Consider the following 26,409-nt stretch of genomic DNA (forward strand, 5'->3'; position numbering starts at 1 on the left):
TTTGTTATGCTTTTTATACTGTTATTTCTTCACGCGATCCGGGAATTTCATTTCGCTGTAGCGCACAAAATGAGTTCCTTTCGCCAGCTTATAGCCAAACCAGATAATCAGGAACAGCGGGATACCGATATAGGTTGCCATCACGCCGCCCCAGTCAATGCTATCTTTCAGGAACGCTTCGTAGTTCTGGCCCAGAGTGATAATCAGGCACAGCACAAAGGCGAAGATCGGACCCAGTGGGAAGAAGCCAGAACGGTACGGCAGATCCTTCACATCGCGCCCCTGCAGCACATAACCGCGACGGAAGCGATAGTGGCTAATCGCGATCCCCAGCCAGGCGATAAAGCCCGTCATCCCGGAGGTGTTCAGCAGCCAGAGGTACACGGTCTGGTTACCAAACATAGAGGTCAGGAAACACAGCCCCGCCACCACAGTCGTCGCATACAGCGCGTTACGCGGTACGCCGCCACGAGACAGTTTGCCGAAAATACGCGGCGCTTTACCGTCGCATGCCAGGGTGTAAAGCATACGCGTGGAGGCATACATCCCGGAGTTACCCGCTGACAGTACCGCCGTCAGGATAACCGCGTTCATTACTGCTGCGGCTGACAGCAGACCCGCATGCTGGAATACCAACGTGAACGGGCTAACGCTGATGTCTTTCACATCGTTGCGCAGCAGGCTCGGATCGGTGTATGGGATAATCAGGCTGATAATCAAAATCGCGAACACATAGAACAGCAGGATTCGCCAAAACACCTGACGCACCGCACGTGGAATGTTCTTTTCAGGATCTTCAGATTCGCCTGCCGCGATACCGATCAGCTCAGTTCCCTGGAAGGAGAAGCCGACGATCATCGCCACACCAATCATAGCGGCAAAACCCCCGGCAAACGGTGCATCACCGGTCGTCCAGTTGCTCCAGCCCACTGGCTGAGTGCCTTTGAAGATACCGAAAATCATCATCACGCCAACCACGATGAAGATAATTACAGTGGTAACTTTGATCAGCGAGAACCAGTATTCCGCTTCACCAAATCCGCGAACGGAAATGTAGTTCAGCAGGAAGATAACGCCGAGGAACAGTGCGCTCCAGATCCAGCCCGGCGTGTCCGGGAACCACCAGCTCATCACCAGCTGTGCGGCCACCAGGTCAACGGCAATCGTTACCGCCCAGTTGTACCAGTAGTTCCAGCCCAGCGCGAAGCCAAAGCCTTCTTCTACGTAGTTTTGACCGTAAGTGGAGAACGAGCCGGAAACCGGCATATAGGCAGCCAGTTCACCGAGGCTGGTCATCAGGAAGTACACCATCAGACCGATCAGGATATAAGAGAACAACGCGCCGCCAGGACCCGCCGCAGAAATAGTTGCACCAGATGCAACGAAAAGACCTGTACCGATGGAGCCTCCAATGGCAATCATCGTCAGGTGACGCGCCTTCAGTTCACGACGTAGCGTGGGCGCTTCTGTGGTTTTAGTTTCGGAAACCATGTGAAAATGCTATCCATCCAAAAAATGAGGCGCGATTGTAGCAGACGAAATGGCATTCTTCCGGCACAAATGCGCTGTTATAAGAGACCTTCATGACTGGCCGCGGATTATAAGTAAAGCAGAAAACGGGCGGCACAAGGCGGTTAAGACGTAACAGCCATTATGGATAGGGTGGCCTGACGAGAGTTAGCGCGCTATTCGCCCTACTCAACCTGGTCGCTGTAATATAAAAAACGCGTAATGGCATTGGAGATATGTTTTTGCCGGTGATGAACGCGCCAGAGAGTGCGCACTAAACGCGGCAGTGGCACGGTAACTTCGCTCAGCGTCCCTGCCTGTAACTGCTCCGCAATGACCCGACGCGACAAACAGCTGATCCCGAGACCATGGCGCACCGCATGCTTAATGGCCTCGGAGTTCCCCAACTCCATCGCCATCTGAAATCTTGGCAGATGAGACAACAGCAGGTAATCCACCAGTTCACGCGTACCCGATCCTCGCTCACGCAGGATCCACGGCGAAGCAGCCAGCTGTTCCAGCGTAACGGGCCCCTTTGTGAGTGGTGACGACGGTGCGGCAAACACCACCAGTTCGTCCTCCAGCCACGGTTCAGAGATGATTTCCGTACTGTGACACGGCCCTTCTATCAGCCCGATGTCTACCCGAAAATCCAGCACCGCATTGATCACGTCCTGGCTGTTGCCCACGCTAAGTTCCAGCGGCAAATCGGGGAAGTCCTGGCGATAACGGGCGATCATGGCGGGCAGAATATAATTACCGATGGTGCTACTGGCATAGACCCGAATGGCGCCATTATCTTTGCGAAAAAGCTGTTCGATTTCGGTCGTTTGCTCAAGTAACGCCAGCGCGCGCGGATAAAGCAAGCGTCCGTGTTCGTTAACCACCAGCCGTTTGCCGACACGGTCAAACAGCTGCACGCCAAGTTGCCCTTCCAGATCGGTAAGCGCCGCACTCACCGCCGACTGCGACAATGCCAGCATGACAGATGCCTGGGTCGTTGAGCCGCTTTTTAGTACCTCAGCAAACACTTCAAGTTGTCGCAGGGTGATATGCATAGTCGTTTTCCACCGGATAGCCGTTACTTATACCCTAAATAATTCGAGTTGCAGGAAGGCGGCAAGAGAGAGCATCCCCCGGAGCGTACTTAAGTACGTGACTGGGGTGAACGAGCGCAGCCAACGCACATGCAACTTGAAGTATCACGGGTATACCACTTATATAGATTAATTATAAATATATAATCAATTTTATTTTTAAACCACTTCGCCTTACTCTTTTACCCAGATAAAGGAGAAGGATATGACAGAACTCACCTTACAGACTCATCGTCGTACAGCGTGGCATTTTATTCCGGGGCTTGCCCTGAGTGCAGTTATCACTGGGGTCGCCTTATGGGGAGGATCCATTCCCGCCGTCGCAGGTGCCGGGTTCAGCGCCCTCACCTTAGCCATCTTATTGGGGATGATTCTCGGCAACACCGTCTATCCGCACATCTGGAAAAGCTGTGACGGCGGCGTGCTGTTCGCGAAACAACATTTATTACGTCTGGGGATTATCCTCTACGGTTTCCGCCTCACCTTCGCGCAAATTGCTGACGTCGGCGTCAGCGGTATCGTGATTGATGTGTTAACGCTAAGCAGTACCTTTATGATTGCCTGTTTCCTGGGGCAGAAAGTATTTGGTCTGGACCGTCACACCAGCTGGCTGATTGGCGCGGGGAGCAGCATTTGTGGTGCCGCCGCCGTGCTGGCAACCGAACCAGTGGTAAAAGCAGAAGCCAGTAAAGTGACCGTCGCTGTCGCCACCGTGGTTATCTTCGGTACTATCGCTATCTTCCTGTATCCGGCGATGTATCCGTTGCTTTCACACTGGTTTAGCCCAGAAACCTACGGCATTTACATTGGCTCCACCATGCATGAAGTTGCACAGGTTGTGGCTGCCGGGCACGCCATTAGCCCGGATGCGGAAAACGCCGCGGTTATTGCCAAAATGCTGCGCGTCATGATGCTGGCACCGTTCCTTATCCTCCTGGCCGCACGCGTTAAACAACTGTCTCCGGCCACGGGCTGTGAGAAGAGCAAAATAACCATTCCATGGTTTGCCATCCTGTTCATTGTGGTCGCAATTTTTAACTCGTTCCACCTGCTGCCACAGTCAGTAGTGAACATGCTGGTAACGCTGGACACCATTTTGCTGGCAATGGCGATGGCGGCCCTGGGGCTGACCACGCACGTTAGCGCGCTGAAAAAAGCCGGTGCCAAACCGTTACTGATGGCCCTGCTGCTGTTTGTCTGGCTGATTGTGGGTGGCGGTGCGATTAACGTCGCTATCCACGCGCTGATGGCATAAACGATCACGACTCACCTCTATTAACCCGCTATACTCTCCCTTTTTGTATTTGAGTATGGCGGGTTAAATTTATGAAATATATCGGAGCGCACGTAAGCGCCGCTGGCGGTCTGGCTAACGCCGCTATTCGAGCCGCAGAAATCGAAGCGACCGCATTCGCCCTGTTCACCAAAAATCAGCGCCAGTGGCGTGCCGCGCCGCTGACCACCGAAATCATTGATGATTTTAAATCTGCCTGCGAGAAGTATCATTATACTGCCGCCCAGATCCTGCCTCACGACAGTTACCTGATTAACCTCGGTCATCCGGTTAGCGATGCGCTGGAAAAATCACGTGATGCGTTTATAGATGAAATGCAGCGCTGTGAACTGCTGGGCTTATCCTTGCTGAACTTTCACCCGGGCAGCCATTTGATGCAGATCCCGGAAGATGAATGTCTGGCGCGCATTGCCGAATCCATCAACATCGCCCTTGCTGAGACCCAGGGCGTTACGGCAGTTATCGAAAATACCGCCGGACAAGGCAGCAACCTTGGATTTAAGTTTGAGCACCTTGCCGCCATTATCGACGGCGTCGAAGACAAGTCCCGCGTCGGCGTCTGTATTGATACCTGCCATGCCTTCGCGGCCGGTTACGATTTGCGCTCCGTCGAGGAATGCGAAAAGACGTTTGCGGAATTTGAACGTATTGTCGGCTTCAGGTACCTACGCGGTATGCACCTGAACGACGCCAAGAGCGCATTTGGCAGTCGCGTTGACCGTCACCACAGCTTAGGTGAAGGCAATATTGGCCACGATGCCTTCCGTTGGATCATGCAGGACAATCGTTTTGACGGCATTCCGCTGGTGCTGGAAACGATTAATCCGGATATCTGGGCAGAAGAGATTGCCTGGCTGAAAGCCCAGCAAACAGAAAAAGCGGTGGCATAATCATGAACGACAGGGAAAAGCAGATCCTTAAGATCCTGCGTCGCAATCCATTGATTCAGCAGAATGAAATCGCCGATATTTTGCAGATCAGCCGTTCACGCGTTGCTGCGCATATTATGGATTTGATGCGTAAAGGCATGATCAAAGGTAAAGGTTATATCCTTACCGAACAGGATTATTGCGTGGTTGTCGGGGCGATCAATATGGATATTCGTGGTGTTGCTGACATCCACTATCCTCAGGCTGCCTCTAACCCTGGTAACATTCACTGCTCGGCAGGCGGCGTGGGACGCAACATCGCCCACAACCTGGCGCTGCTGGGCCGTGACGTCCACTTAATTTCCGCTGTTGGCAGTGATTTCTATGGCGAAACATTGCTGGAACAAACGCGTCAGGCCGGTGTTAACGTTTCCAGTTGCATACGCCTGCATGGACATAACACCTCAACTTACCTGTCGATCGCTAATCAGCAGGAAGAGACCGTACTGGCAATTAACGATACCCATATCCTGCAACAATTGACGCCGCAGTTACTGAACAGTTCGCGAGATTTGATCCGCCATTCCGGTGTCGTACTGGCAGATTGCAATCTGACTGCCGAAGCCATTGAGTGGGTCTTTACTATTGCTGATGATATTCCGGTATTCATTGACACCGTTTCAGAGTTCAAAGCGGCAAAAATGAAGACCTGGTTTACGCGTATTCATACGCTAAAACCAACGCAGAAAGAGCTGGCGATTTTGTGGGGTCAACCTATTCATTCAGATGCCGATCGCGTACTGGCCGTTAATAGTCTCCATCAGCAAGGGGTAAAACGAATCTTTGTTTGCCTGGAAGATGAATCCGTTTTTTGCAGCGAAAAGGACGGAGAACAGTTTTTACTGACGCCTCCTGAGCATACGGTTGTAGACAGTTTTGGCGCCGACGATGCTTTTATGGCGGGATTGCTGTACAGCTTTCTGGAAGGTAGTGAATTTCGTGAAAGCGCTCACTTTGCCATGGCCTGCGCGGCATTATCGCGAGCCAGCGTCAGCATCAACAACCCAACCCTCTCAGCAGATAACGCCTTGTATTTGCTGCAAACTGCTTAAATGTAATGCCGGATGGCGCTACGCGTATCCGGCATTATTTTCGCTATGCCAGCCCGATAAAGAAACCGGCTATAGTGGCGCTCATCAGGTTTGACAACGTTGCTGCTGCCAGCGCGCGCATGCCAAGCTGCGCGATTTCCGGGGCACGCTGTGGCGCTATCGCCGAAAATGCCCCGACGACAACGCCAATCGAACCAAAGTTAGCGAAACCGCACAGCGCAAACGAGATAATCGCAATGGTCTTCACATCCAGCGTTCCACCCGTTTGCAGATACGGCGAGAAGTTGAGATAAGCGACAAACTCATTAATCGCCAGCTTCTGTCCGATCAGGCTGCCTGCCAGCGTCGCATCGCCCCAGTCCACACCCATAATCCACGCCAGCGGGGCTAGCGCATAGCCAAAGATCCCTTCCAGAGTGGCATGACCATAGCCAAACCACCCACCAATTCCGCCAATAATGCCGTTAATCAGCGCGATAATGGCAACAAATGCCATTACGACCGTCGCCACGCCAGCAGCAATTTTCAGCCCGGTCATCGCTCCGCTCGCCGCTGCTTCGATGATGCTTTTCGGTGGCGTTTCAGTAAATGACAGGTTCTCAAAGGTGACGCGAGATTCTTCAGTAGCCGGACTCAGCATACGCGCGAACAAAATACCGCCAGGGATTGCCATCAACGATGCCGCCAGCAAATAGTCAATCGGAACGCCCATTCCGGCGTAACCAATCATCATTGAGCCAGCAATCGAGGCCATCCCGCTACAAATAGCGGTAAACAGCTCATTGCGATTCAGGCGGTCAATAAACGGCTTCACGATCGCCGGGATCTCGTTTTGCCCGAGGAAAATCGTCGTTACGGCGACAAATGACTCGATCTTACTGATGTTCAGCGCTTTCTGGAAAATACCGCCGAGGATGCGGATCAACAGCCCCATCACGCCAATGTAGTAGAGAAGACTGATCAGTGCGGTCACAAAAATGATGGCCGGAAGCACCCGAAAAGCAAAGATAAACCCGGCTCCGTCAAACAGCACATCCATTTTTGGCCCTACCAGGGAGCCAAAGATAAATGCGCTTCCCGCGTCACTGTATGACATTACCTTGTGGACACCGAGCGCAGCCTGTTCAACCAGCCATTTTCCCGGCGGGAAGTACAGCATAATGCCGCCGATTGCGATTTGCAGTACCAGTGCAGCCCCGACCGTGCGCAGACTGATACGTTTTTTATTTACTGACAGCAGAAACGCGATGGCCAGTAATACCACCATACCCACAACACTTCTCATTATATCCATAATGAAATTCCCTTCATGCCAGGAAACCCGGCGTTATCGCCAGGTTTTGGTAGGTTTGATATTCGCGGGCGACCGCATTCTGCCCGGGAAACTCTGTCAGACGAGGCGCTGATACTCCTTCGCAATTTCACAGGCCAGTACCGCATTGTTGAACACCAGCTGAATATTTGATTTCAGGCTGTCACCACCGGTCAGCTCTGCAACCCGCGCTAACAGGAACGGCGTACTCTCTTTGCCCACGACGCCCTGATCTTCCGCTTCTTTTACCGCCCGATCGATTGCCGCATTAATTTTCTCTTCGGCCATCGCAAACTGCTCTGGGATGGGGTTCGCAACAACCAGACCGCCGTCGAGACCCGTTTGCCATTTCACCGCCATGGCACGGGCAATCTCTTGCGCACTGTCCAGACGGATACTGACCTCAAACGGACTGGTACGGCAGAAAAATGCTGGCAACGCGTTGGTTTGATAACCAATTAACGGCACACCAAAGGTTTCTAAATATTCAGTAGTTAAGCCGAGATCAAGAATAGATTTCGCCCCGGCACAAATTACCGTGACATTGGTATGCGCCAGTTCTTGCAGATCCGCGGAAATATCAAAGGTATGTTCAGCACCACGATGAACCCCACCTATTCCCCCTGTCGCAAATACTTTAATTCCCGCCAGGGCGGCAATAATCATGGTTGAGGCAACAGTCGTTGCACCATTTTTTCCTGCCGCGACCACAAACGGCAAATCACGACGACTTACTTTCGTAACGCTATGACCTTCTCGCCCAAGCAGCTCAATTTCATCTTTGCTTAAACCAACTTTCATTATTCCGCCAATAATAGCAATGGTCGCAGGAACAGCACCGTGTTTACGAATAGTTTCTTCTACTTCAATCGCTGTCTGGGCATTCTGCGGAAATGGCATACCATGAGAAATAATGGTTGATTCAAGTGCAACAATCGGCTTCTTACTGTTTAATGCTTCCTGTACTTCTGGAGATATTTGTAATAATTCAGAGGAAAGAGTTAATTCAGACATTCTGTGTTCTCCACTAATGAGCTTACATTCGCAACAGACAAATCAGGGTTATTGGTATATTCACAGGCTAACGCCATTGATGAACAACCCTGCGCAAATCGAACCGAATCAATAAAGGGCATGCCGTCTACCCAGCAGGAAGCCAGTCCAGCCATCATCGCATCGCCAGCCCCGGTAACATTAATGACGTGAGTTTTAATCGGCAGCGACCAACCACGACTTCCCGCAATATCACTGTAATAAACACCGTCACCGCCCATGCTGAGCACCAGCCTATTTAAGCCGCGATCATGAAACCAGGCGGCGACTTTACCCACGTCATCACGCCCGGAAAGCGCAATACCGCTTAGCGTTTCGGCTTCAAGCCGGTTGGGTTTAAGAGTGTGAATTTGTCCAAGCCGCTCGCGAATTTTGACGCATTTCCATGCCGATACCGGGTCAACAAACACCGGAACCTCTCCGGCATTTTCCAGCACCCATGCCAGGGCATCTTCGCTGATATTGCAATCGGCGACGATGACTTTCGCCTGCCGAATAAAATCATGATGCTGTGATAAAAAATCTGCTGAAATATGTTCGGTAATGCTCATATCATTAATGGCAACCAACATTTCACCGGTGTTATCAAGCAATGATAAATAACTGGACGTATTCTCTCCGGGAACGATAAGACACTTATCAACATGAACTCCGGATTGATTGGTTTGCGCCAATAACGATTGTCCATAAAAATCATTACCAACCGCCGTCAGTAACCATGAATTTTTCCCCAGCAGCGCGAGATTATGTGCAATGTTACGTCCAACTCCGCCGGGGGTGAATTTTATCTTTCCTGGATTCGAATCCGCATAATTTAGAGAAGCATGCGAATACCCAGCAACATCCATATTGGCCGAGCCAATAGTTACTATGTATTCCTTTTCACGCATAGCACGTCCCCTGGCAATTAACTTGCCACAAATGAGTTCGTTAAAAATAACCAACGCCACACATCAGGTTATTAGAGCACATGTTCACTATCAAACATGTGTTCATAGTAAGCGTGTTTTTGACAAAGTAAATCCATATTCAAGATCTAAACTCAATAGATATGAACAGAATCACAATTTTTTATAGATACAGTCTGTAAAGGAAAGAGAAAATGAGAGGTAGTACACAATTCAAGCAGTCTAAAGAGTTTAACTCCGGCATAACCGGAGATTTTTCAGATGCGACAGGCGATCCGGTTCGTATCAACTGAGCGAAACAAGGTCCTCTGGCATATGGTTGTACAAAATCCGCCAGAAGTGCTCAGCCGTTTTATTCAACCGGGTATCCATTCGGTAAATGTAAGCCTGAATAGGCACCATCAGTTCCGGCGTCTGCAGACAAACCAGCCGCTTTTCGCGCAGTTCGTTTACGATTGTCCACGCCGGCAGCCAGGCGATACCATGCCCATCCAATGCCATATTTTTTAATAACTCACTCATTGAAGACATAAACAGCGTACGGGCTGAAATGCCACCTACTTCCGCCAGATGACGGTTTACCAATCTTCCCATGTAGGATGTGCTGGTATAGTTCAGAATCGGCGCCTGCGACTGATAGATATCAAACAACGCCTTACCCTGCGCATCAGCAGCACACACGGGGTACAGTTCAGACTCAAAAACCTTCAAGCCGCAGAAAGGTGACTGCATTAAGTCTTCATCCCGAAAGGAGATAATAAAATCGCTTTTACCCTCGCGCAGAGTATTCACCGCCTGAACAACATCAATAGCTTCAACGTGATAGACAAACTCCTCACCCCAGGCCGCCATTGAGTGCACCAATCTGGGCAACATCGTCAGCGACAGAGAATGTGCCGCCGCTATTTTGATATTGGGTACACCCAGTAAATTGTGGCCGCTTAGCTCATCCAGATTACATTCCAGCTGTTGCAACAAACTACGGGTTTGCGAATGAAATAGCTTGCCCTCCTCCGTGAGTTGCAGTGGGCTCGTTGTGCGATCAAAAAGCAGCACACCCACGGCTGATTCGAGCGCCTTGATCCGCCGACTAAATGCCGGTTGGGATATGTTGCGCTCCTCAGCCGCCTGGGAAAAATGACGGCATGCCTCCAACGTCAGAAAGTCATATAACCATTTTGTCTCAATATTTTTCATGCTTATCACGCGGATATTTAAATATGCCTATTAGCCTTAAAGCATCATGCCTGAATAGTTCCGAAGATGACATTCATCATTAGCGCCTGGTGATTCGTTTTTTGCATCAAGGCTTCATTTTTAACATTAACATACTTCTCTCCCTATCGGTTACGACCGCTTGTCCGCCGCGTAACGCGGAGCCTCTGGCCGAATACCGGCCTGCTGAGGTTACACAATAAACCACAGTCATGCGGTTTTTGCATTGAACCATACATTATTGCATTTCTCCTCACCTCTCACTGCTGTTAAACATTATCAGCAGACACAACCCGGCTCTGAATATTAATCATCGGTGAATTGAGGTATATATCGTGAAAGGTTTAATTGGCGTGCTTGGTGGTATGGGACCTGCTGCAACGGTCGATCTGTTTAATAAATTCGTCACTTTTACCGCTGCGCAACGTGACCAGGAACATATCCCCTTAATTATTTCATCTATTCCTGACATTCCTGACAGAACCGACGCGTTAATGCATCATGGTCATTCCCCACTTCCGGCAATGCGCGATTATATGCATAAACTCGAAGATGCTGGCGCCGAGTGTATTGTGATCCCCTGTAACACCGCCCACTTTTGGTTTAATGAATTAAAAGCGTGCTGCCATACAGAGCTGCTCAGTATCGTTGAAACGACCATCAATGAAGTTAAAAACTGCGGGAAATCGCAAATCGGATTACTCGCCACCAACGCCACTTTATACATGGGCCTCTATCAAAAAGGCATAGAATCTCTTGGGTTAACCTGCATCAGCCCTGACTCATCCAGTCAGGAAAAAGTGATGGAAAGCATCTATTGCTTAAAAGCTGGTGATGCTAACCGGGCGCAAACGCTGATGAATGAACAGGCTGAAGCACTCTTCTCACGCGGGGCACAAGTCATCGTGCTCGGATGTACTGAAGTTCCTGTCATTCTTGCTGAAGCCGTCAAAAAGTCACCTGAAAAATATATTGATTCAACCGGTTCGTTGGTTCGTGCCGGTATTAAATGGTACGAGAAACGCGTGGGTAAAAATCACCTTTTAGCACAATGAATGTCCATACCAGTTTAATTGTTGCATTAAATAAAAATCCATTTTAATTACAAATTACTCTCTGGCGGAGGCCATTATGATTTGGCTAGAAATTATCGTAGTGTTGGGCGCAATATTTTTCGGTATCCGCCTTGGCGGAATTGGTATTGGTTTATGTGGCGGGCTGGGGCTGGCTATTTTAACGCTGGGATTTGGGCTGCAAATTGGTTCACCACCCGTTGACGTTATTCTTATTATTATGACGGTGGTGGTGGCGGCATCGGCGCTACAGGCCGCCGGAGGCATGGATTATCTGGTTCGCATTGCCGGTAATTTTATGCGCCGTAACCCTAAATATATCAATATTATTGCGCCGATTATTACCTGGTCGATGACGATTATGGCGGGAACAGGGTTCATCGTCTTTTCTACTCTGCCAGTGATTGCCGAAGTTGCCAAAGAGTCAGGTATTCGCCCTTCCCGTACGCTCGCAGGCTCCGTAGTCGCTTCTCAGGTGGCGATATCCGGTTCGCCGATCAGTGCCGCAATGGCCGCTATGCTGACTATTATGGAAGGCAACGGTATCAGCTTTATTCAGGTCATGGCGGTTTGTCTGCCTGCCTCATTTGTCGCCGCGATGGTCGCCGCTTTTATCGCCTCACGTCAGGGATGTGAGCTACAGGATGATGAAGTCTATCTGGAACGCCTGCAAAAAGGACTGGTGCGTAAATATGCAGGGCAAAACAGCACAACGCCAGGTGCCAGACTGTCAGTCGCCCTGTTTATGCTGGCAACGGTGGTCATCGTTATTCTTGCCGCATGCCCTCAATTGCGCCCTGGATTCGATGCAGGTAACCCCATGAATACCCGGGATATTATCATTATCTGCATGCTAGCTGCCGCGTGTCTGATGGTGGTGCTATGTAAAACATCAACAGACGCGATTGTCCTGACATCCACGTTTCGGGCGGGTATGAGTTCGTTGGCAGTGATTCTGGGTATTGTTACGCTGGGCACAACTTTCATTGATGCCCACTTAACGGGGATAAAGGATATCGCGGGCGATATTCTACGGGCTTATCCGATGCTGTTGGCGCTGGTGCTGTTTGGTACCTGCGCGCTTCTCTATTCGCAGGGAGCCACCACGCCGCTGATTATCCCTCTTGCCGTCGCGCTCGGCGTACCCACATGGGCCATTCTGGCTTCCTATGTCGCAGTGACCGGCGTGTTTGTTCTGCCAACTTATCCGACTTCGCTGGCGGCAATGGAGTTCGACACCACCGGGACAACGCGCGTGGGTAAGTATGTCTTAAACCATCCGTTTATGTTGCCAGGGCTTGGCGGGATCATTGCTGGCGTTGCCTTTGGTTTTATCATCGCGCCAATGATTGCCTGAACCGGTTTAACACTACCAGGCAGATCTTATGGATAAAAAAAGGGGCAGAGAAATCTCTGCCCCGGATGTCAGCGTTAAATCAGGCCGCCTTTGCCACAACCTCTGCTTCCGGGCGTTTCAGCACCGCGTAGGAGAGACCGGCTACCAACGTACCGGCAATAATGGCCAGCAGGTATCCAACCACCGGAGTGATTGCGCCAGGGATTAACAGCACGAACAGACCGCCGTGCGGCGCCATCAGCTTAGCACCCACCGCCATAGAGATAGCCCCGGTAATCGCGCCGCCAACGATACAGCAAGGCAAAACGCGCATCGGGTCACGGGCAGCGAATGGGATAGCCCCTTCGGTAATAAAGCACAGGCCCAGTACCAGCGCAGCTTTACCGCCTTCCTGCTGCGCTTTGTCGAACTTACGACGCGCCACCAGCGTTGCCAGCCCCAGGGCCAGCGGAGGCACCATACCCGCCGCCATAATCGCCGCCATCGGCGCATAGGTTTGCGTACTAAGCAGCCCCACACCGAAAGCATACGCCGCTTTGTTAACCGGACCGCCCATATCGGTACACATCATGCCGCCCAGAATCGCCCCAAGCAGCACCGCGTTCGCGGTTCCCATTGTTTGCAGCCAGTGGGTCAGACCTTCCAGAATGCCCGCCACTGGTTTACCGATCAGGTAGATCATGGCCAGACCAACCACCAGGCTTGAGAGCAGCGGAATGATCAGGATCGGTTTCAGCGCTTCCATACTCTGCGGGAGTTTCAGCTTCGTGCTGATGAGCTTCGCCACATAACCGGCAAGGAAACCGGCAATAATCCCGCCAATAAAGCCGGAACCGGTGCTCACCGCCAGCATACCGCCGATAAGACCAGGCGTCAGACCCGGACGATCAGCGATGGAAAACGCGATGTAGCCCGCCAGAACCGGCACCATCAGCGCGAAAGCTGAACCACCGCCAATCTGCATCAGCGCGGCCGCCAGCGTACCCTGCTCCTTGAACGCTTCGATACCAAAAGCGAATGAGAGTGCAATACACAGACCGCCAGCAACCACCATCGGCAGCATGTAGGATACGCCCGTCAGCAGGTGACGATACGCGCCAGCGCTCTCTTTCTTACCTTCAGTGGTTGCAGACTGCGCTTTGCCGGCAGGCTGGTACGGCGTTGCTTCTTCCAGCGCTTTATCCAGCTCCTGCTTCGTTTTCTTCAGCGCAAGGCCAGTAGAAGTACGGTACATTGGTTTTCCGGCAAACTTCGCCAGATCAACTTCAATGTCAGCCGCCACAATCACCAGATCCGCCTGAGCCACCTCTTCCGGCGTAATGGCATTGCCTGCGCCAACAGAACCACGGGTTTCAACCTTCACCCACCAGCCACGTTTTTTCGCTTCCGTTTCAATAGCTTCAGCGGCCATAAACGTATGGGCAACGCCAGTTGGACAAGCCGTCACCGCCACCACGCGTTTTGGACCACTACTGGCCACGGACGCTGTCGCAACCGGAGCGCTATAAGGTTTTGCGTGGCCTTTCGCTTCGCTGAGGAAAAGTTCAGGATGCGCAACCGCACGACCAATATCGCCCAGCCAGACTTTTTTGCCGTTCAGCGAACTGTCGGCAGGCAGCGTGTCGCCCAGAACAATTGCCAGTTCGGCATCATTAGGATTATCAATAATTTCCAGATGTGCTTTCTGCGCCGCCGCTCCAAGCAGGGTTTTCGCCATATAAGCGCGAGCCTGGCCGAGATTAGCGTCAATAATCAGCAGCGTTTTCATTATGCCTCTCCTGCTGTCAGTTAAACGGTTTTAAGTCGACACGCGCCATCATTGCGGCCAACTGAGGACGATCGGTAATGCCCACATTGCTTTGGCTTACCGCCAGGGCGGCAACAGCGGTTGCCAGACGCAGGGTGTGTTCACTGGATTCACGCATCAGCAGGCCGTAAATCAGGCCACCAACCATTGAATCACCCGCGCCTACGGTGCTTACCACCTCGACTGACGGCGGTTTAGCAATCCACTCACCCGAAGCGTTAACCCACAGCGCACCTTCCGCGCCAAGTGAAATCACCACGTGAGCAATACCCTGCTCGCGCAACGCATGTGCAGCTTCAATCACATCTTTCATTTCTGGCAGCTTACGGCCTGCCCAGATTTCCAGTTCACGACGGTTTGGTTTCACCAGCCACGGTGCCGCTTTCAGACCGGCCACTAATGCTTCACGACTACTATCAAAGATAATGCAAGGACACTGACTGCGCAGGCGCGTCATCCAGTCGGTGAATGCTTCCGGGCTAACGCCGGTCGGCAAACTGCCGCTGACGCACACCATGTCGAACTGGCCCAGCCAGCTCAGCGAGTCATTCACAAAGCGTTCCCAGTCAGCCGGGGTGACTTCAAAGCCGGAGAAATTGAAATCGGACACTTCGCCGTCTTTTTCGGTCAGCTTGACGTTGATACGCGTACGCCCCTGTACAACCTGAAAACGGTTGGCGATACCCAGCTCGCTGAACAACTGCTGAAAACCATCCTGGTTGTCTTTACCGAGGAAACCGCCCACCGTTACATCGATACCTAAATCTTTCAGAACCTTAGCGACGTTAATCCCTTTCCCTGCCGCGTGCAGACCGGTCGTTTTAACCAGGTTCACTTCACCGCGTTCAATTTCAGGGCAGAAACCCACCAGATCGTAGGCTGGGTTAAGGGTGATAGTAGCAACACGTCTGCTCATTACGCGCCCTCCCCAAGACCCGCCGCGATGGCTTCGCCAATCGCTTTCAGCGCCTGTTCAGCATCTTCACCCTGGGCGGTAAAGCGCAGGTGATGTCCTTTCTTCACGCCTAATGCCACAACTTTCATCAGACTGCGTCCATTCGCCGGCTTGCCGGTTCCATCAAGATTTGTCACGGTAATTTCACTGTTAAATTGTTTAATCGTATTCACCAGCATGGTGCCCGGGCGGGCGTGTAAACCATGCTCATTGCGCACAATAAATTCGGCGCTCAGTACATCATCAGTTAAGGCATCATCGCTGGTCAGCAGCGCCAGCACCGTTGCCGCATCGGCTTTCAACAAACGGTCAGCTTTATTATTCAGCAGCAGATCGCCAAGGCGCTTCAGCACCGCAACCGGTTGTTCGTCATTCATGGCGACGGTCACCAGCAGGGCTGCCGCTTCACCTTGTACATCGAACGCTGTTGCTGCGCGGCTGACCGCAACGGCGCTGCGCACATTGCCTTCAGCACAGTCATTCAGCCAGATCCCCTGACCGAGATTCATCGGTTGCTCATTAATGGCTCTGGCCACAAAGGTGGCGTCAACCGCGCCGACCTCTTTCAGCCGTGCGGCGTTGAGCGCCTGCAGCGTGACCAGCGAGTTGGCAACGACGTCCAGCGACAGCGTTTCGTTATCAAGCTTCAGCTGTTCGCTTTGCTTTTCCCCCATCAGCAACGCGCGCAACTCTTCCGCCGTGGTCGCAGATTTCAGCTGTTCAGCGACGGAGTCATCGCTCAGCACATGCGTCAGCTGACGCAGTAAACCGAGGTGCTCATCAGAGCTGGCGGCGATGCCGATTGCCACATAAGCAACCTGCCCTTCACCCCAGATCACACCCTGCGGAAACTGAAACACCTGCACGCCGGTTTTCAGCACCCGATCGCGCGTGTCCGTCGTACCGTGAGGAATAGCAATACCGTTGCCGAGGAACGTGGACGTCTGTTGTTCACGCGCCAGCATGCCATCGACGTAGCCTTCCGCTACGTTACCTGCCAGCACTAAGGCAGCGGCAACCTGGCGAATAGCCTCTTCTTTATTCCCGGCCTGTTCGCCCGGGTGAATATCCTGAACAGATAACTGGAACATGGTTCTCCTCTCCCGCTGATTTGAAACGATTCAGCTAACATGAGAAAAAAGGCGTCACCTGACTCAATCAGTTATGGCGAGATGACGCTGAAACGTTTCAAGAAGTCTTGCTCTTTTTTCTTCAGCACACAAGTAAAGTTGACAAATTACTTGCTGAATTTAGAGATAACGCACATTTTTTCCGCGGAGGAGAAAAAATTGCTGACGCAAAAACGGCGTCAGCCTGTCAGATTCAGCAGCGTCAGCAAACTGCTTTCTCTGACTGAAATGCTATTTTGATTTTTGATGCCGATTTTGATTTGGCTCCCTGTTTATTTTCTGACAAGCAGCGTAAACTCCGCGTCTCTTCACATTATTGATATCAAAACATGCACAACCCCCCCGTAGCCGCCACACCCAAGGCGTTTGATTTAACGTCTTCGGCGTTCCTGCTTGTCGCATTTCTGACGGGTATCGCCGGTGCGTTGCAGACGCCAACGCTCAGCCTTTTTCTGACGGATGAAGTCCATGCCCGTCCCGGCATGGTCGGGTTCTTTTTTACCGGTAGCGCCGTGATCGGCATTTTGGTGAGTCAGTTTCTGGCCGGACGTTCAGATAAAAAAGGCGATCGCAAAAACCTGATTGTGTTTTGCTGCGTGCTGGGGATGTTGGCCTGCGTGCTGTTCGCCTGGAACCGTAACTATTTTATTCTGCTGTTTGTCGGGGTATTCCTCAGCAGCTTCGGTTCGACCGCCAACCCGCAAATGTTTGCTCTCGCCCGCGAGCACGCCGACCGTACGGGTCGGGAAGCCGTCATGTTCAGTTCAATATTACGTGCGCAGGTTTCGCTGGCCTGGGTGATTGGCCCGCCGCTGGCCTACGCGCTCGCCATGGGGTTTAGCTTTACGGTGATGTACCTCAGCGCGGCGGTGGCGTTTGTTGTCTGCGGCGTAATGGTCTGGCTGTTCTTACCCTCGATGAGTAAAAACGTGCCTCTCGCGACAGGCGCGGTAGAAGCCCCGCGCCGCAATCGACGCGACACGCTGCTACTGTTTGTTATCTGCACATTAATGTGGGGGACTAACAGTCTCTATATCATTAATATGCCGTTGTTTATTATCAACGAACTGCATCTGCCGGAAAAGCTGGCGGGCATCATGATGGGAACTGCCGCGGGGTTGGAAATCCCAACCATGTTGATTGCCGGATACTTCGCGAAGCGTCTGGGCAAACGCCTGTTGATGAGAATCGCCGTTGTCGCCGGATTTTTCTTTTATGCCGGCATGCTGTTGGCCCACTCTCCGGCGATATTGCTTGGGTTACAGCTGCTGAACGCGATTTACATCGGCATCCTCGGCGGGATTGGCATGCTCTATTTCCAGGATCTGATGCCGGGACAAGCGGGTTCAGCCACAACTCTTTATACAAATACCATTCGCGTGGGCTGGATTATTGCCGGATCGTTGGCGGGTATTGCCGCTGAAATCTGGAACTATCACGCGGTATTCTGGTTTGCGTTGGTGATGATCGTCGCCACCGTCGCGTGTCTGACGCGCATCAAAGACGTTTAAGGTGCGGTCAGCGCCTCGAGCTCGATGAGATAGACCATGGCCTGGTGCGTCGTCTGTCCGCACATTTCCGCACTGGGCTGTAAACCGGCGCACACTTTTGGCCGCAGAGGCGAAGCAAAAATTTTACAGCGCAGGGATTCATCCAGCTGAACGCATGGTGTATTAGCGGGCTTGCCATCAGGCATGCCGGGGATGGGACTGGAAATTGAAGGCGCGGTGCAACATGCACCACAATCCGGACGGCATTCCATACAGTACTCTCTTTATCGTAAACCATCGGATTGTGCAGGAAGCGCACAGTAACACCTTTTGGGCACCAGCAAAAGCATCAATTCCGCTTGCCTGAATGCCCCGGCGCGAGTAGTTTTACGCGATATTTTAGACACTCCTCATTACAGGATTTTTTCGATGCCAAGAGCGAACGAAATTAAAAAAGGTATGGTACTGAATTACAACGGCAAACTGCTGATTGTAAAAGATATTGATATTCAATCACCAACCGCACGTGGCGCCGCCACGCTGTACAAAATGCGTTTTTCTGATGTTCGTACCGGTCTGAAAGTTGAAGAGCGCTTCAAAGGTGATGACATCGTTGATACCGTCACCCTGAGCCGTCGTGGCGTTGATTTCTCCTATGTCGATGGCAACGAATACGTCTTCATGGATAAAGAAGACTATACCCCGTATACCTTCACCAAAGACCAGATCGAAGAAGAATTGCTGTTCATCCCGGAAGGCGGAATGCCGGATATGCAGGTACTGACCTGGGACGGCCAGCTGCTGGCGCTTGAACTGCCGCAAACGGTAGACCTGGAAATCGTTGAAACGGCACCAGGCATTAAAGGCGCGTCAGCAAGTGCGCGTAACAAACCAGCGACCATGAGCACCGGTCTGGTTATCCTGGTTCCTGAATATCTGAGTGCAGGCGAAAAAATCCGTATCCATATCGAAGAACGTCGCTACATGGGCCGCGCAGACTAATTTTTCTGCTGCGACAGCGGTGAAAAGGGACAGCATTTGCTGTCCCTTTGTTCTTTTCAGCCCTGGCTGCTGAGGTAAAAATCATCCACCAACAGAGATTCCAGATACAGCTCATCCTCACGCATAAAATGCGTTATGACGTTAACCGCCTGAGGATAAACCCCCTCTTCGTCCCGCTGTAAACAACTTTCCCGTAGCAGGGGTGCCCAGCACATAATGTGATGATGCAAAAAGTAATATTGCGCCGATAACGTCTCCTTTTTGGTAACCATTCTCGCCATCAGTGCCAGCTGTACAGCAATATGGTCGGCAGGCTCGTTGTCCTGCGGGGTCAGCCCATACTCGACTAACAGCACATTCATTTCCTTGCGTTCATCAGGCGCGGTCGTATGCGGATAATGCCCCGCATAGGGAGAAACGCCGCCGGGAGGTGCCAGCAAAAACAACGAGGCATAGTCCGCCGCCAGCTCCAGCTGTCGGCTTTCACGGCGCAGCGCCCGAACGAGACTACGTTCCAGGTTTTTGACATCAACGGATAACCCAGGGATAGCCGTCAACGACGCCAGCCACTTTCGGCTTTCCCCACTTTCAAGGCGGATGAGTTGCTCCTCGTCCAGCTCACGGAACAGCAGTTGCGAAAACCACTGGTACACCGCCGCCCGCTGTCGATGAATATGATTATGCTGCACTTGCCCCCTCCTCTTTCACAACCTCCGGCCCGCCAAAGCCCGTGACCTGTGGGGCATTCTCCTGGTACCGCTCCACCTCGACCAGCACCGTATGCGCCGAAGGCCCCTGCGCCAGTTGCGATGTACCGATATCCGCACTCAGCACATTCGGATCGCCATAAGTGCATAGTGTGCCCGCTTTCCCACCTTCCTGCGGCGAATACCACGCGCCTTCATGAATCCGGACGACGCCAGGCGCGTAATCCGGACTGATCACCACCCCGGCCAGCACCTGGCCTCTGGCGTTAAACACGCGCGCAATATCCCCGGCTTTCAGGCCACGTGCGCGGGCATCCGACTGGCTCATGTACAGCGGCTCTCTTCCTGCCACCGCATAGGTGTTGCGAAACGCCTCGCTTGAGCACAGCTGGGAGTGCAGACGTTTATCAGGATGGCAGGACTGCAGATGCAGCGGATATTTATCTGTTTTGCTGCCATGGGTACGCTCAAAGGGTTCCATCCACACCGGATGCCCCGGGCAGTCCTCGTAGGCAAAGCCCGCGATGGTTTTGCTGTAAATTTCAATCAGACCAGAGGGTGTTCCTAACGGGTTGATATCCGGCTGTTCGCGAAATTCTCCATGACGCACCCACGGCTTCCCGGCAGGATATTCAATGTATCCTTCGCCCTGCCAGAAGCTCTCGAAGTTCGGCATACTCACGCCAAGGGACGCTCCCGTTTTCGCGCCCTCATCATAAATGGCTTTTATCCACTGCATTTCATCCCGCTTTTCGCGGTATGTCTCTTCCTGACCAAAGCGTTTGCACAGACCGGCAAAAACATCAAAGTCATGTCGCGCTTCAAACTGCGGTTTAACCACCTGATGTATCGCCATCAGCCCTTTATTCGAGTGTGTACCGAACTGCTCAATGTCATTACGCTCAAAGCGCGTGGTCACAGGCAGGACGATATCGGCAAAACGACAGGATGCTGTCCACAGATGATCCAGAACGACCACGGTTTCCAGCTTCTTCCACGCTTCGATCATGCGGTTACGATCCTGCTGCGCATGGAACGGATTGGCGGCGCTGAAAATCGCCATTTTGATATCAGGGAAAGTTAATGTTTCACCGTTGAAAGCGATCTTTTTGCCTGGCGCCAGCAGGCAATCGATCATCCGCGAGGTAGGAATATGCTCTGAAGCGCCGCGGAAATCCGCTTTGTATTTCGCGGCCGGGGGATTGTTGATGCTCCCGAGGCCGGACAGGACGGGACCGCCAGAGGTGACCGTCCCGCCGCCGTTATAGTGCCAGCCAAACCCTACTCCGCCGCCCGGCAAGCCAATTTGGCCAACCATGCTGGCCAGCACCACCAGCATCCACGGATACTGCTCGCCATGGTGCATACGCTGCACGCACCAGCCGCCCATAAACTGTGTCCGGCCTTTGACCAGCAGGCGGGCGAAGTCGCGGATCTGCTCCGCCGTCAGGCCGCAGATTTCCGCCGCCCATTCGGCGTTTTTCGGCTGCTTGTCGCTTTCCCCAAGCAGATACGGCAAGAACTGTTCAAAGCCCACGGTATAATCGTTAGTGAACGCCACGTCATACAGTTTTTCTTCGTACAGGGTATGCGCCAGCGCCAGCAATAACGCGACATCCGTTTGCGGTCGCAGCGCCAGCTGCTCACAGCCAAGATAGTTTTGCGACTTGCTACGCACCGGATCAACGCTGATAACGCGCATCTTACCCTGCGCAACCGCTTCTTTAATCTGCTGCCAATAACCAAACGCATCGTGATCGGGAACCAGGAACTCGATCTGCAGATTCTTGATAGGATCGCAGCCCCACAGCACGATGGTTTGGGTATTTTCGATAACCAGCGGGAGTGACGTTTGCTGCTCATAAACTTCCAGCGAACCAATCACATGCGGTAAAATCACCTGCGCTGCGGCTGCCGAGTAGTCGCCGACGGTCGTTACATAGCTACCGTGCAAGCCGAGTCCCCGATCCATCGCGCCGCCGGCCTTATGATATTTGCCAACAATTTGCCAGTCCGCCAGCCCGGTAAAGACACCAGAAGATCCGTAGGTCTTTTGTACCCGCTCCAGCTCTTCATAAACCAGATCCAACGCCTGATCCCAGCTCACACGGACAAAGCGATTATCGCCGCGCTGGTTGCGATCTGACTTTTCACGCTTGCGCAGCCAGTCCAGCCGCACCATCGGGTAGCGTACGCGCGATGGGTTGTAGACCACTTCACGCACCGCATTCAGCATATCGCAGGGGTATTTGTCATGTTTGAAGGGGCGGGTATCGACCCATTCACCGTTCACGACTTTGGCTTCAAAAGCGCCAAAGTGCGAGCCAGACTGGATCCATTGCTCCGGGTTTTCACCCGCTGCCCAGACCTTTGAGATCAGTGGATTTGGCCCTAAAGCGCTGACGGCACCGACTGCCAGCATTCCGCTTAAAAACCGTCGACGTGACGGATTAAAATCATGAATATCCATAAATTATCCTTTTGAATTGTTAGGTTGAGGTATATCGCTGGCGTGAGTCTGGAGATATTTCAACAACGTACGGTCTTCCACCGGATTAAGCCGGTAGTAGGTGGACATGGATTTCAGTCCGGCGATCCAGCCATTCGCGGAATAACGAGTCGGCGGCGGCGTGCTGTGGCAAGCGCTACAGGTGGATTGCAACATCTGATCGGCGTATTGCCAGAGGGGGTCAATATTGTCGGTAAACCCCTCCGCTGAACTCCAGGCCATCACGCTTACCTGCTGCCACTCCTGATGTGACTCAGGATCAACCTGTGTTTGCTCAACCTTCACATTGCTCATCAGCGAGGCATCTAATACGGCAGCAAAAACGCGTTTACCCATATACTGGGTAATCACCCGTCCACGTCCTTTGCTTTCCCGCCAGCCGGTCAGCTCTATCTGAACGTTTTTTCCTTCTTTTTTCAGCACACGCACTTGCGTTGCCGGGTACAGCATGGCTTTACCTGCCGGGCTCTCTGCTGTCGCAGTCAGTGATTTTTCGCCTAACGAATACAGCGTCGTCGCCGTGGGTAACTGCTCTCCCTGACGCTGCAACTGCTTGTAACGATCGCGAAAACCGCTGCTCATATCGGGTTTGTGATGGGCAATGCCTTTGTGACAATCGATACAGTTACTGTCTTTTGCCGCCGCCGCGGTCATTTGCTCCGCTGCATTTGCCGATTGCTTGCCGTGATCCATCGCCTCGTAGCTATGGCAGGATTTACACGCCGCTGAATTATTCGCGCTCATGCGCGCCCATTCTCGCTGGGCCAACTCCGCCCGCTTTGCGGCAAATTTTTCCGGGGTATCGATCGAAGGAGAGATAAAGGTGTGGTAGAGGTCGTTTAAGGCTTGCGTTTTACGAACCAGCGTTGGGACGATGCCTGGCGGAATATGACAATCCTTACACTCCGCACGCACACCAGAAGCATTACGAAAATGCACGCTGGTTTTATACTCCTCGCCAGATGTGCGCATCGAGTGACACGATAAACAAAACTCGGTAGAACTGGTGTAATGAACGCCTTGCCACGTTCCCCAAATAGCCAGGGCCATTGCTACCGCCCCGGCGAATGCGCACCATAGTGCGTTTTTTCTTATCCACGACATGCTTGCCTCCATTTTTTTAATAGCGACACGCTAAGGGATAATAAAAATCAAAAATAGAGACAGCGAAGGCAGATTATAGGAACAGCATCCACTCTATGAGGTTCGTCAAATAGTAAAGAGCAGAAGTCCGTAATATAATTACCATCTATAAATAAGGAATTTATCATGCTCAAACTGACTCTCGATAGAGAAAGCCGGACTCCGCTGCAGTTGCAGATATTTCAATTTTATTTACAGGCCATTCAGCGGGGTGATTTGCTGTGTGGAGATAAACTCCCCTCTATTCGCGAGCAGGCTCAGGCATTGAACATTGCCAAAATAACGGTAGTGATGGCCTATGATAAGCTGATGGCGGCAGGATTAATTAAGAGCCGACACGGCATTGGCTATGAGGTGATATTCACCACGCCTGTACGTGTAACCCCAGCGCATGTGTCCGTACCCCAGGGCTCTCCGCCAGTAACACCAAAAGCGGCCGGGGTCTCTACCGATGTTTACGCAGAGCCTGGGCGGGAGTGCTACTGCCGGATGGGCGTCCCCGATCCCAATGCTTTTCCCTGGGCAAGCTGGCGAAAATGGAATAACGCGCCAAGCGTGCTTAAAGAGCAATTGTTTACCCGATATCATTCATCAAATGGATTATTTTCACTGCGTGAGCAACTAGCCAGGTACCTTAATTTATCTCGCGGCATTAATACCCGGGCGGAGAACATCATCATTACCAATGGGATTCAGGAAGGATTGTCGCTGCTCAGTCAAATATTTATTGTTCATCATGCCGTCAGTCAGAAAAAAAAGTGCCACGTTGTGGCCGAATCCCCTTGCTATTCTGGCGCATGGCATCTGTTTAATTATTACGGTGCAGACATTACGTCAATTGCTGTAGATAACCACGGGCTGCAAACAGATAAATTACCCGAATATGAAACCCAGCTTTGCTATGTGACTCCGGCTCACCAGTATCCAATGGGAAGCGTCCTTTCGCTGGAGCGCCGTCAGTCATTATTGACGTGGGCGCAGCGCGTCGGCGCTTATATCCTTGAAGACGACTACGATGCTGTTTTTACTTATGGCGAGAACCCCCTTCCTGCCCTGAAAGCTATGGATTATCACAACCGGGTTATCTACATGGGGACATTTTCCAAAACGCTGGGGCCGGGAACGCGTCTTGGCTATCTCATTTGTCCTGATGAACTGCTCCCGGCAGTAAAGAATATGAAAGCGCTCAACAACAACGGCAGTCAGTGGCTATTGCAGCAATTTTTAGCCGAATTAATGCAAAATCAGGTGTTTTATTCGCACATCAGCAAGCTGGCCTGCAACTATGCGGCGCGCCTCAATCTGTTACGTGATGGCCTTTCTGTTCTGTTTCCGTCAGGGAAAATCGCTGGCGCAACGGCGGGTCTGCACCTCTCGTTACGCGTTGACAGACACCCAGATATGATAGCCAGGCTGCAACAGTGCTGCCTGCTGGCAGGGATCCGCTTTGACACTCTGCCAGATATAGAAAATGGCTCAGGAGCCGCATGGCGTCGGGAGAACAGCGATGCTGTTATGTTTTTCGGGTTTGGCGGATTGCAGATACAGCAGATCAAAAAGGTGCTGTCGGTACTGGAGCAGGCGCTAGCGCAGCCTTGATGAATTTCAGGGATCGCGCCTGCGGCACAATCCCTGTTGTTAACCTTACAGCAGATCGCGGAACTGCGTTTGTTTTAACGCCAGTTCAACGCCGCGAACTTCCGCCAGCCCTTTCAGGCGACCAATCGCGGAGTAGCCTGGGTTGGTTTTCTTGTGCAGGTCGTCAAGCATCTGGTGTCCGTGATCCGGACGCATCGGGATAGGACGCAAATCGCCCGCCTTTTTACGGCGCTGTTCTTCGCTCAGGATGGCAGCAACCACCGATACCATATCCACATCGCCTTGCAGGTGCGCACCTTCGTGGAAGGTTTTCGGGTTATCTTCACGGCAGGTGGAGCGCAGATGCGTGAAGTGGATTCGATCGCCAAAGGTTTCGATCATTTTCACCAGATCGTTATCGGCGCGCACGCCGTAGGAACCGGTGCACATGGTGAAACCGTTATTGATGCTGTCGACGGTTTCTTTCAGCCACTGCATATCTTCGATAGTCGAAACAATGCGCGGCAGGCCGAGGATCGGACGCGGCGGATCGTCAGGGTGGACAGCCAGACGCACGCCGACCTCTTCCGCCACAGGCACAATCGCCCGCAGGAATACCGCCATATTATCGCGCAGATCGTCTTTGCTGATGCCGTCATATTCAGCGAGGCGCGCACGGAACTGATCCAGCGTATAGCCCTCTTCCGCACCGGGCAGGCCGGCAATGATATTGCGGGTCAGCTTTTCGATATCGGCATCGCTCATAGCATTGAAGTAATTCAGCGCCTGGCGTTGTTCTTCTGCGGTGTAATCCGCTGCGGCGCCAGGGCGCTGAAGAATATGCAGTTCGAAGGCTGCAAAAGCAATCTGGTCAAAACGTAGCGCTTTGGAGCCGTCCGGCAGCTGATATTCGAGATCGGTACGCGTCCAGTCGAGGATCGGCATGAAGTTATAGCACACGGTATCGATGCCGCAGGTCGCCAGATTACGGATACTCTGCTGATAATTGGCAATCCACGTTTGGTACTGGCCTGAACGCGTTTTGATATCTTCGTGGACAGGAATACTTTCCACCACCGACCAGGTCAGCCCTTTTTCAGCCAGAATAGCCTGACGCTGTTGAATCTCTTCTACCGGCCACACTTCACCGTTGGGAATGTGGTGCAAGGCGGTCACAACACCCGTTGCGCCAGCCTGACGCACATCATCAAGCGATACCGGATCGTTAGGTCCGTACCAACGCCAGGTTTGTTCCATTGTTTCACCTCACAAGTTGTTATACCAAATTA

The 26,409-nt window shown here is 52.2% G+C and carries 22 protein-coding genes; 8 read left to right on the top strand and 14 right to left on the bottom strand.

Features of this window, described 5'->3' with window-relative positions; all coding sequences use genetic code 11:
- Positions 1-21 precede the first annotated feature (21 nt).
- Positions 22-1,491 (bottom strand): lysine-specific permease, encoded by a 1,470-nt coding sequence (lysP, locus tag OGV65_RS21620; RefSeq protein ID WP_047500979.1) that lies wholly within the window; start codon positions 1,489-1,491, stop codon positions 22-24.
- A gap of 203 nt (positions 1,492-1,694) precedes the next feature.
- Positions 1,695-2,567, bottom strand: coding sequence for a DNA-binding transcriptional regulator YeiE (yieE, locus tag OGV65_RS21625; RefSeq protein ID WP_016153725.1), 873 nt, complete (start codon positions 2,565-2,567; stop codon positions 1,695-1,697).
- A 244-nt stretch (positions 2,568-2,811) separates the two neighbouring features.
- Here yieE and OGV65_RS21630 point away from each other — a divergent pair, with 244 nt between their 5' ends.
- The 3 genes from OGV65_RS21630 to OGV65_RS21640 all read left to right on the top strand — a co-directional run bounded on the left by OGV65_RS21630 (position 2,812) and on the right by OGV65_RS21640 (position 5,881).
- Positions 2,812-3,861, top strand: coding sequence for a YeiH family protein (locus OGV65_RS21630; protein WP_286455403.1), 1,050 nt, complete (start codon positions 2,812-2,814; stop codon positions 3,859-3,861).
- A gap of 71 nt (positions 3,862-3,932) precedes the next feature.
- A complete protein-coding gene (nfo, locus tag OGV65_RS21635) occupies positions 3,933-4,790 on the top strand; it encodes a deoxyribonuclease IV (protein WP_286455404.1) in 858 nt (285 codons plus the stop codon).
- Between the two features lie 2 nt (positions 4,791-4,792).
- Complete coding sequence (locus OGV65_RS21640) at positions 4,793-5,881, top strand: sugar kinase (protein WP_047359177.1); 1,089 nt, start codon at positions 4,793-4,795, stop codon at positions 5,879-5,881.
- A 43-nt stretch (positions 5,882-5,924) separates the two neighbouring features.
- On the opposite strand, the gene OGV65_RS21645 is transcribed toward OGV65_RS21640, so the two are convergent.
- The 4 genes from OGV65_RS21645 to hypT all read right to left on the bottom strand — a co-directional run bounded on the left by OGV65_RS21645 (position 5,925) and on the right by hypT (position 10,351).
- Positions 5,925-7,175, bottom strand: a complete 1,251-nt coding sequence (locus tag OGV65_RS21645; RefSeq protein WP_286455405.1) for a NupC/NupG family nucleoside CNT transporter — start codon at positions 7,173-7,175, stop codon at positions 5,925-5,927.
- Between the two features lie 96 nt (positions 7,176-7,271).
- Positions 7,272-8,207 (bottom strand): pseudouridine-5'-phosphate glycosidase, encoded by a 936-nt coding sequence (locus OGV65_RS21650; RefSeq protein ID WP_016156984.1) that lies wholly within the window; start codon positions 8,205-8,207, stop codon positions 7,272-7,274.
- Positions 8,195-9,136: a pseudouridine kinase gene (locus OGV65_RS21655; RefSeq protein ID WP_016153731.1), complete on the bottom strand. Its 942-nt coding sequence runs from the start codon at positions 9,134-9,136 to the stop codon at positions 8,195-8,197. Before OGV65_RS21655 ends, OGV65_RS21650 begins: the two co-directional genes overlap by 13 nt.
- 303 nt (positions 9,137-9,439) lie before the next feature.
- The gene (gene hypT / locus OGV65_RS21660; protein ID WP_019077233.1) at positions 9,440-10,351 is read right to left on the bottom strand and encodes a hypochlorite stress DNA-binding transcriptional regulator HypT; all 912 of its coding nucleotides are present in this window, start codon (positions 10,349-10,351) and stop codon (positions 9,440-9,442) included.
- A 353-nt stretch (positions 10,352-10,704) separates the two neighbouring features.
- Between hypT and cuyB the strand changes: the two genes are divergently transcribed.
- The gene (gene cuyB / locus OGV65_RS21665) at positions 10,705-11,424 is read left to right on the top strand and encodes a cysteate racemase (RefSeq protein WP_286455406.1); all 720 of its coding nucleotides are present in this window, start codon (positions 10,705-10,707) and stop codon (positions 11,422-11,424) included.
- A gap of 76 nt (positions 11,425-11,500) precedes the next feature.
- The gene (locus OGV65_RS21670) at positions 11,501-12,799 is read left to right on the top strand and encodes an anaerobic C4-dicarboxylate transporter (RefSeq protein WP_047500971.1); all 1,299 of its coding nucleotides are present in this window, start codon (positions 11,501-11,503) and stop codon (positions 12,797-12,799) included.
- A gap of 79 nt (positions 12,800-12,878) precedes the next feature.
- Here OGV65_RS21670 and fruA read toward each other — a convergent pair whose 3' ends face one another.
- The 3 genes from fruA to fruB are packed head-to-tail and all read right to left on the bottom strand — an operon-like array spanning position 12,879 to position 16,652.
- Positions 12,879-14,567 carry a PTS fructose transporter subunit IIBC gene (gene fruA, locus OGV65_RS21675; RefSeq protein ID WP_016153736.1) on the bottom strand — a complete coding sequence of 563 codons (1,689 nt, stop codon included), beginning with the start codon at positions 14,565-14,567 and terminating at the stop codon, positions 12,879-12,881.
- A 16-nt stretch (positions 14,568-14,583) separates the two neighbouring features.
- Positions 14,584-15,522 (bottom strand): 1-phosphofructokinase, encoded by a 939-nt coding sequence (gene fruK, locus OGV65_RS21680; RefSeq protein WP_003834544.1) that lies wholly within the window; start codon positions 15,520-15,522, stop codon positions 14,584-14,586.
- Positions 15,522-16,652 carry a fused PTS fructose transporter subunit IIA/HPr protein gene (gene fruB, locus OGV65_RS21685; protein WP_016156988.1) on the bottom strand — a complete coding sequence of 377 codons (1,131 nt, stop codon included), beginning with the start codon at positions 16,650-16,652 and terminating at the stop codon, positions 15,522-15,524. Before fruB ends, fruK begins: the two co-directional genes overlap by 1 nt.
- A 368-nt stretch (positions 16,653-17,020) precedes the next feature.
- On the opposite strand from fruB, the gene setB reads away from it, so the two are divergent.
- On the top strand, positions 17,021-18,202 hold the full coding sequence (gene setB, locus OGV65_RS21690; RefSeq protein WP_137380889.1) for a sugar efflux transporter SetB: 1,182 nt from the start codon (positions 17,021-17,023) through the stop codon (positions 18,200-18,202).
- Here the strand turns inward: setB and OGV65_RS21695 are convergent.
- Positions 18,199-18,453 carry a YkgJ family cysteine cluster protein gene (locus OGV65_RS21695; protein ID WP_016153739.1) on the bottom strand — a complete coding sequence of 85 codons (255 nt, stop codon included), beginning with the start codon at positions 18,451-18,453 and terminating at the stop codon, positions 18,199-18,201. The two genes, setB and OGV65_RS21695, sit on opposite strands and share 4 nt — an antisense overlap.
- Before the next feature lie 157 nt (positions 18,454-18,610).
- Here OGV65_RS21695 and yeiP point away from each other — a divergent pair, with 157 nt between their 5' ends.
- A complete protein-coding gene (gene yeiP, locus OGV65_RS21700) occupies positions 18,611-19,183 on the top strand; it encodes an elongation factor P-like protein YeiP (RefSeq protein ID WP_016153740.1) in 573 nt (190 codons plus the stop codon).
- Positions 19,184-19,239: 56 nt separating this feature from the next.
- Here the strand turns inward: yeiP and torD are convergent, their stop codons facing one another.
- Genes torD through torC form a run of 3 tightly spaced genes read right to left on the bottom strand, consistent with a single transcriptional unit; the run spans position 19,240 to position 23,503 of the window.
- Positions 19,240-19,872 (bottom strand): molecular chaperone TorD, encoded by a 633-nt coding sequence (gene torD, locus OGV65_RS21705; protein WP_286455407.1) that lies wholly within the window; start codon positions 19,870-19,872, stop codon positions 19,240-19,242.
- Complete coding sequence (gene torA / locus OGV65_RS21710) at positions 19,862-22,360, bottom strand: trimethylamine-N-oxide reductase TorA (protein WP_286455408.1); 2,499 nt, start codon at positions 22,358-22,360, stop codon at positions 19,862-19,864. Before torA ends, torD begins: the two co-directional genes overlap by 11 nt.
- A 3-nt stretch (positions 22,361-22,363) precedes the next feature.
- Entirely contained in the window at positions 22,364-23,503 is a 1,140-nt protein-coding gene (gene torC, locus OGV65_RS21715) for a pentaheme c-type cytochrome TorC (RefSeq protein WP_286455409.1), read from the bottom strand.
- 165 nt (positions 23,504-23,668) lie between these two features.
- Here torC and pdxR point away from each other — a divergent pair, with 165 nt between their 5' ends.
- Positions 23,669-25,141: a MocR-like pyridoxine biosynthesis transcription factor PdxR gene (gene pdxR / locus OGV65_RS21720; RefSeq protein WP_286455410.1), complete on the top strand. Its 1,473-nt coding sequence runs from the start codon at positions 23,669-23,671 to the stop codon at positions 25,139-25,141.
- A gap of 45 nt (positions 25,142-25,186) precedes the next feature.
- Here pdxR and uxuA read toward each other — a convergent pair whose 3' ends face one another.
- Positions 25,187-26,377, bottom strand: coding sequence for a mannonate dehydratase (uxuA, locus tag OGV65_RS21725; RefSeq protein WP_016156994.1), 1,191 nt, complete (start codon positions 26,375-26,377; stop codon positions 25,187-25,189).
- Positions 26,378-26,409: the final 32 nt, after the last annotated feature.

Origin of the sequence: Citrobacter sp. Cb004 (assembly GCF_030337065.1) — a bacterium.
GTDB lineage: Bacteria > Pseudomonadota > Gammaproteobacteria > Enterobacterales > Enterobacteriaceae > Citrobacter > Citrobacter braakii.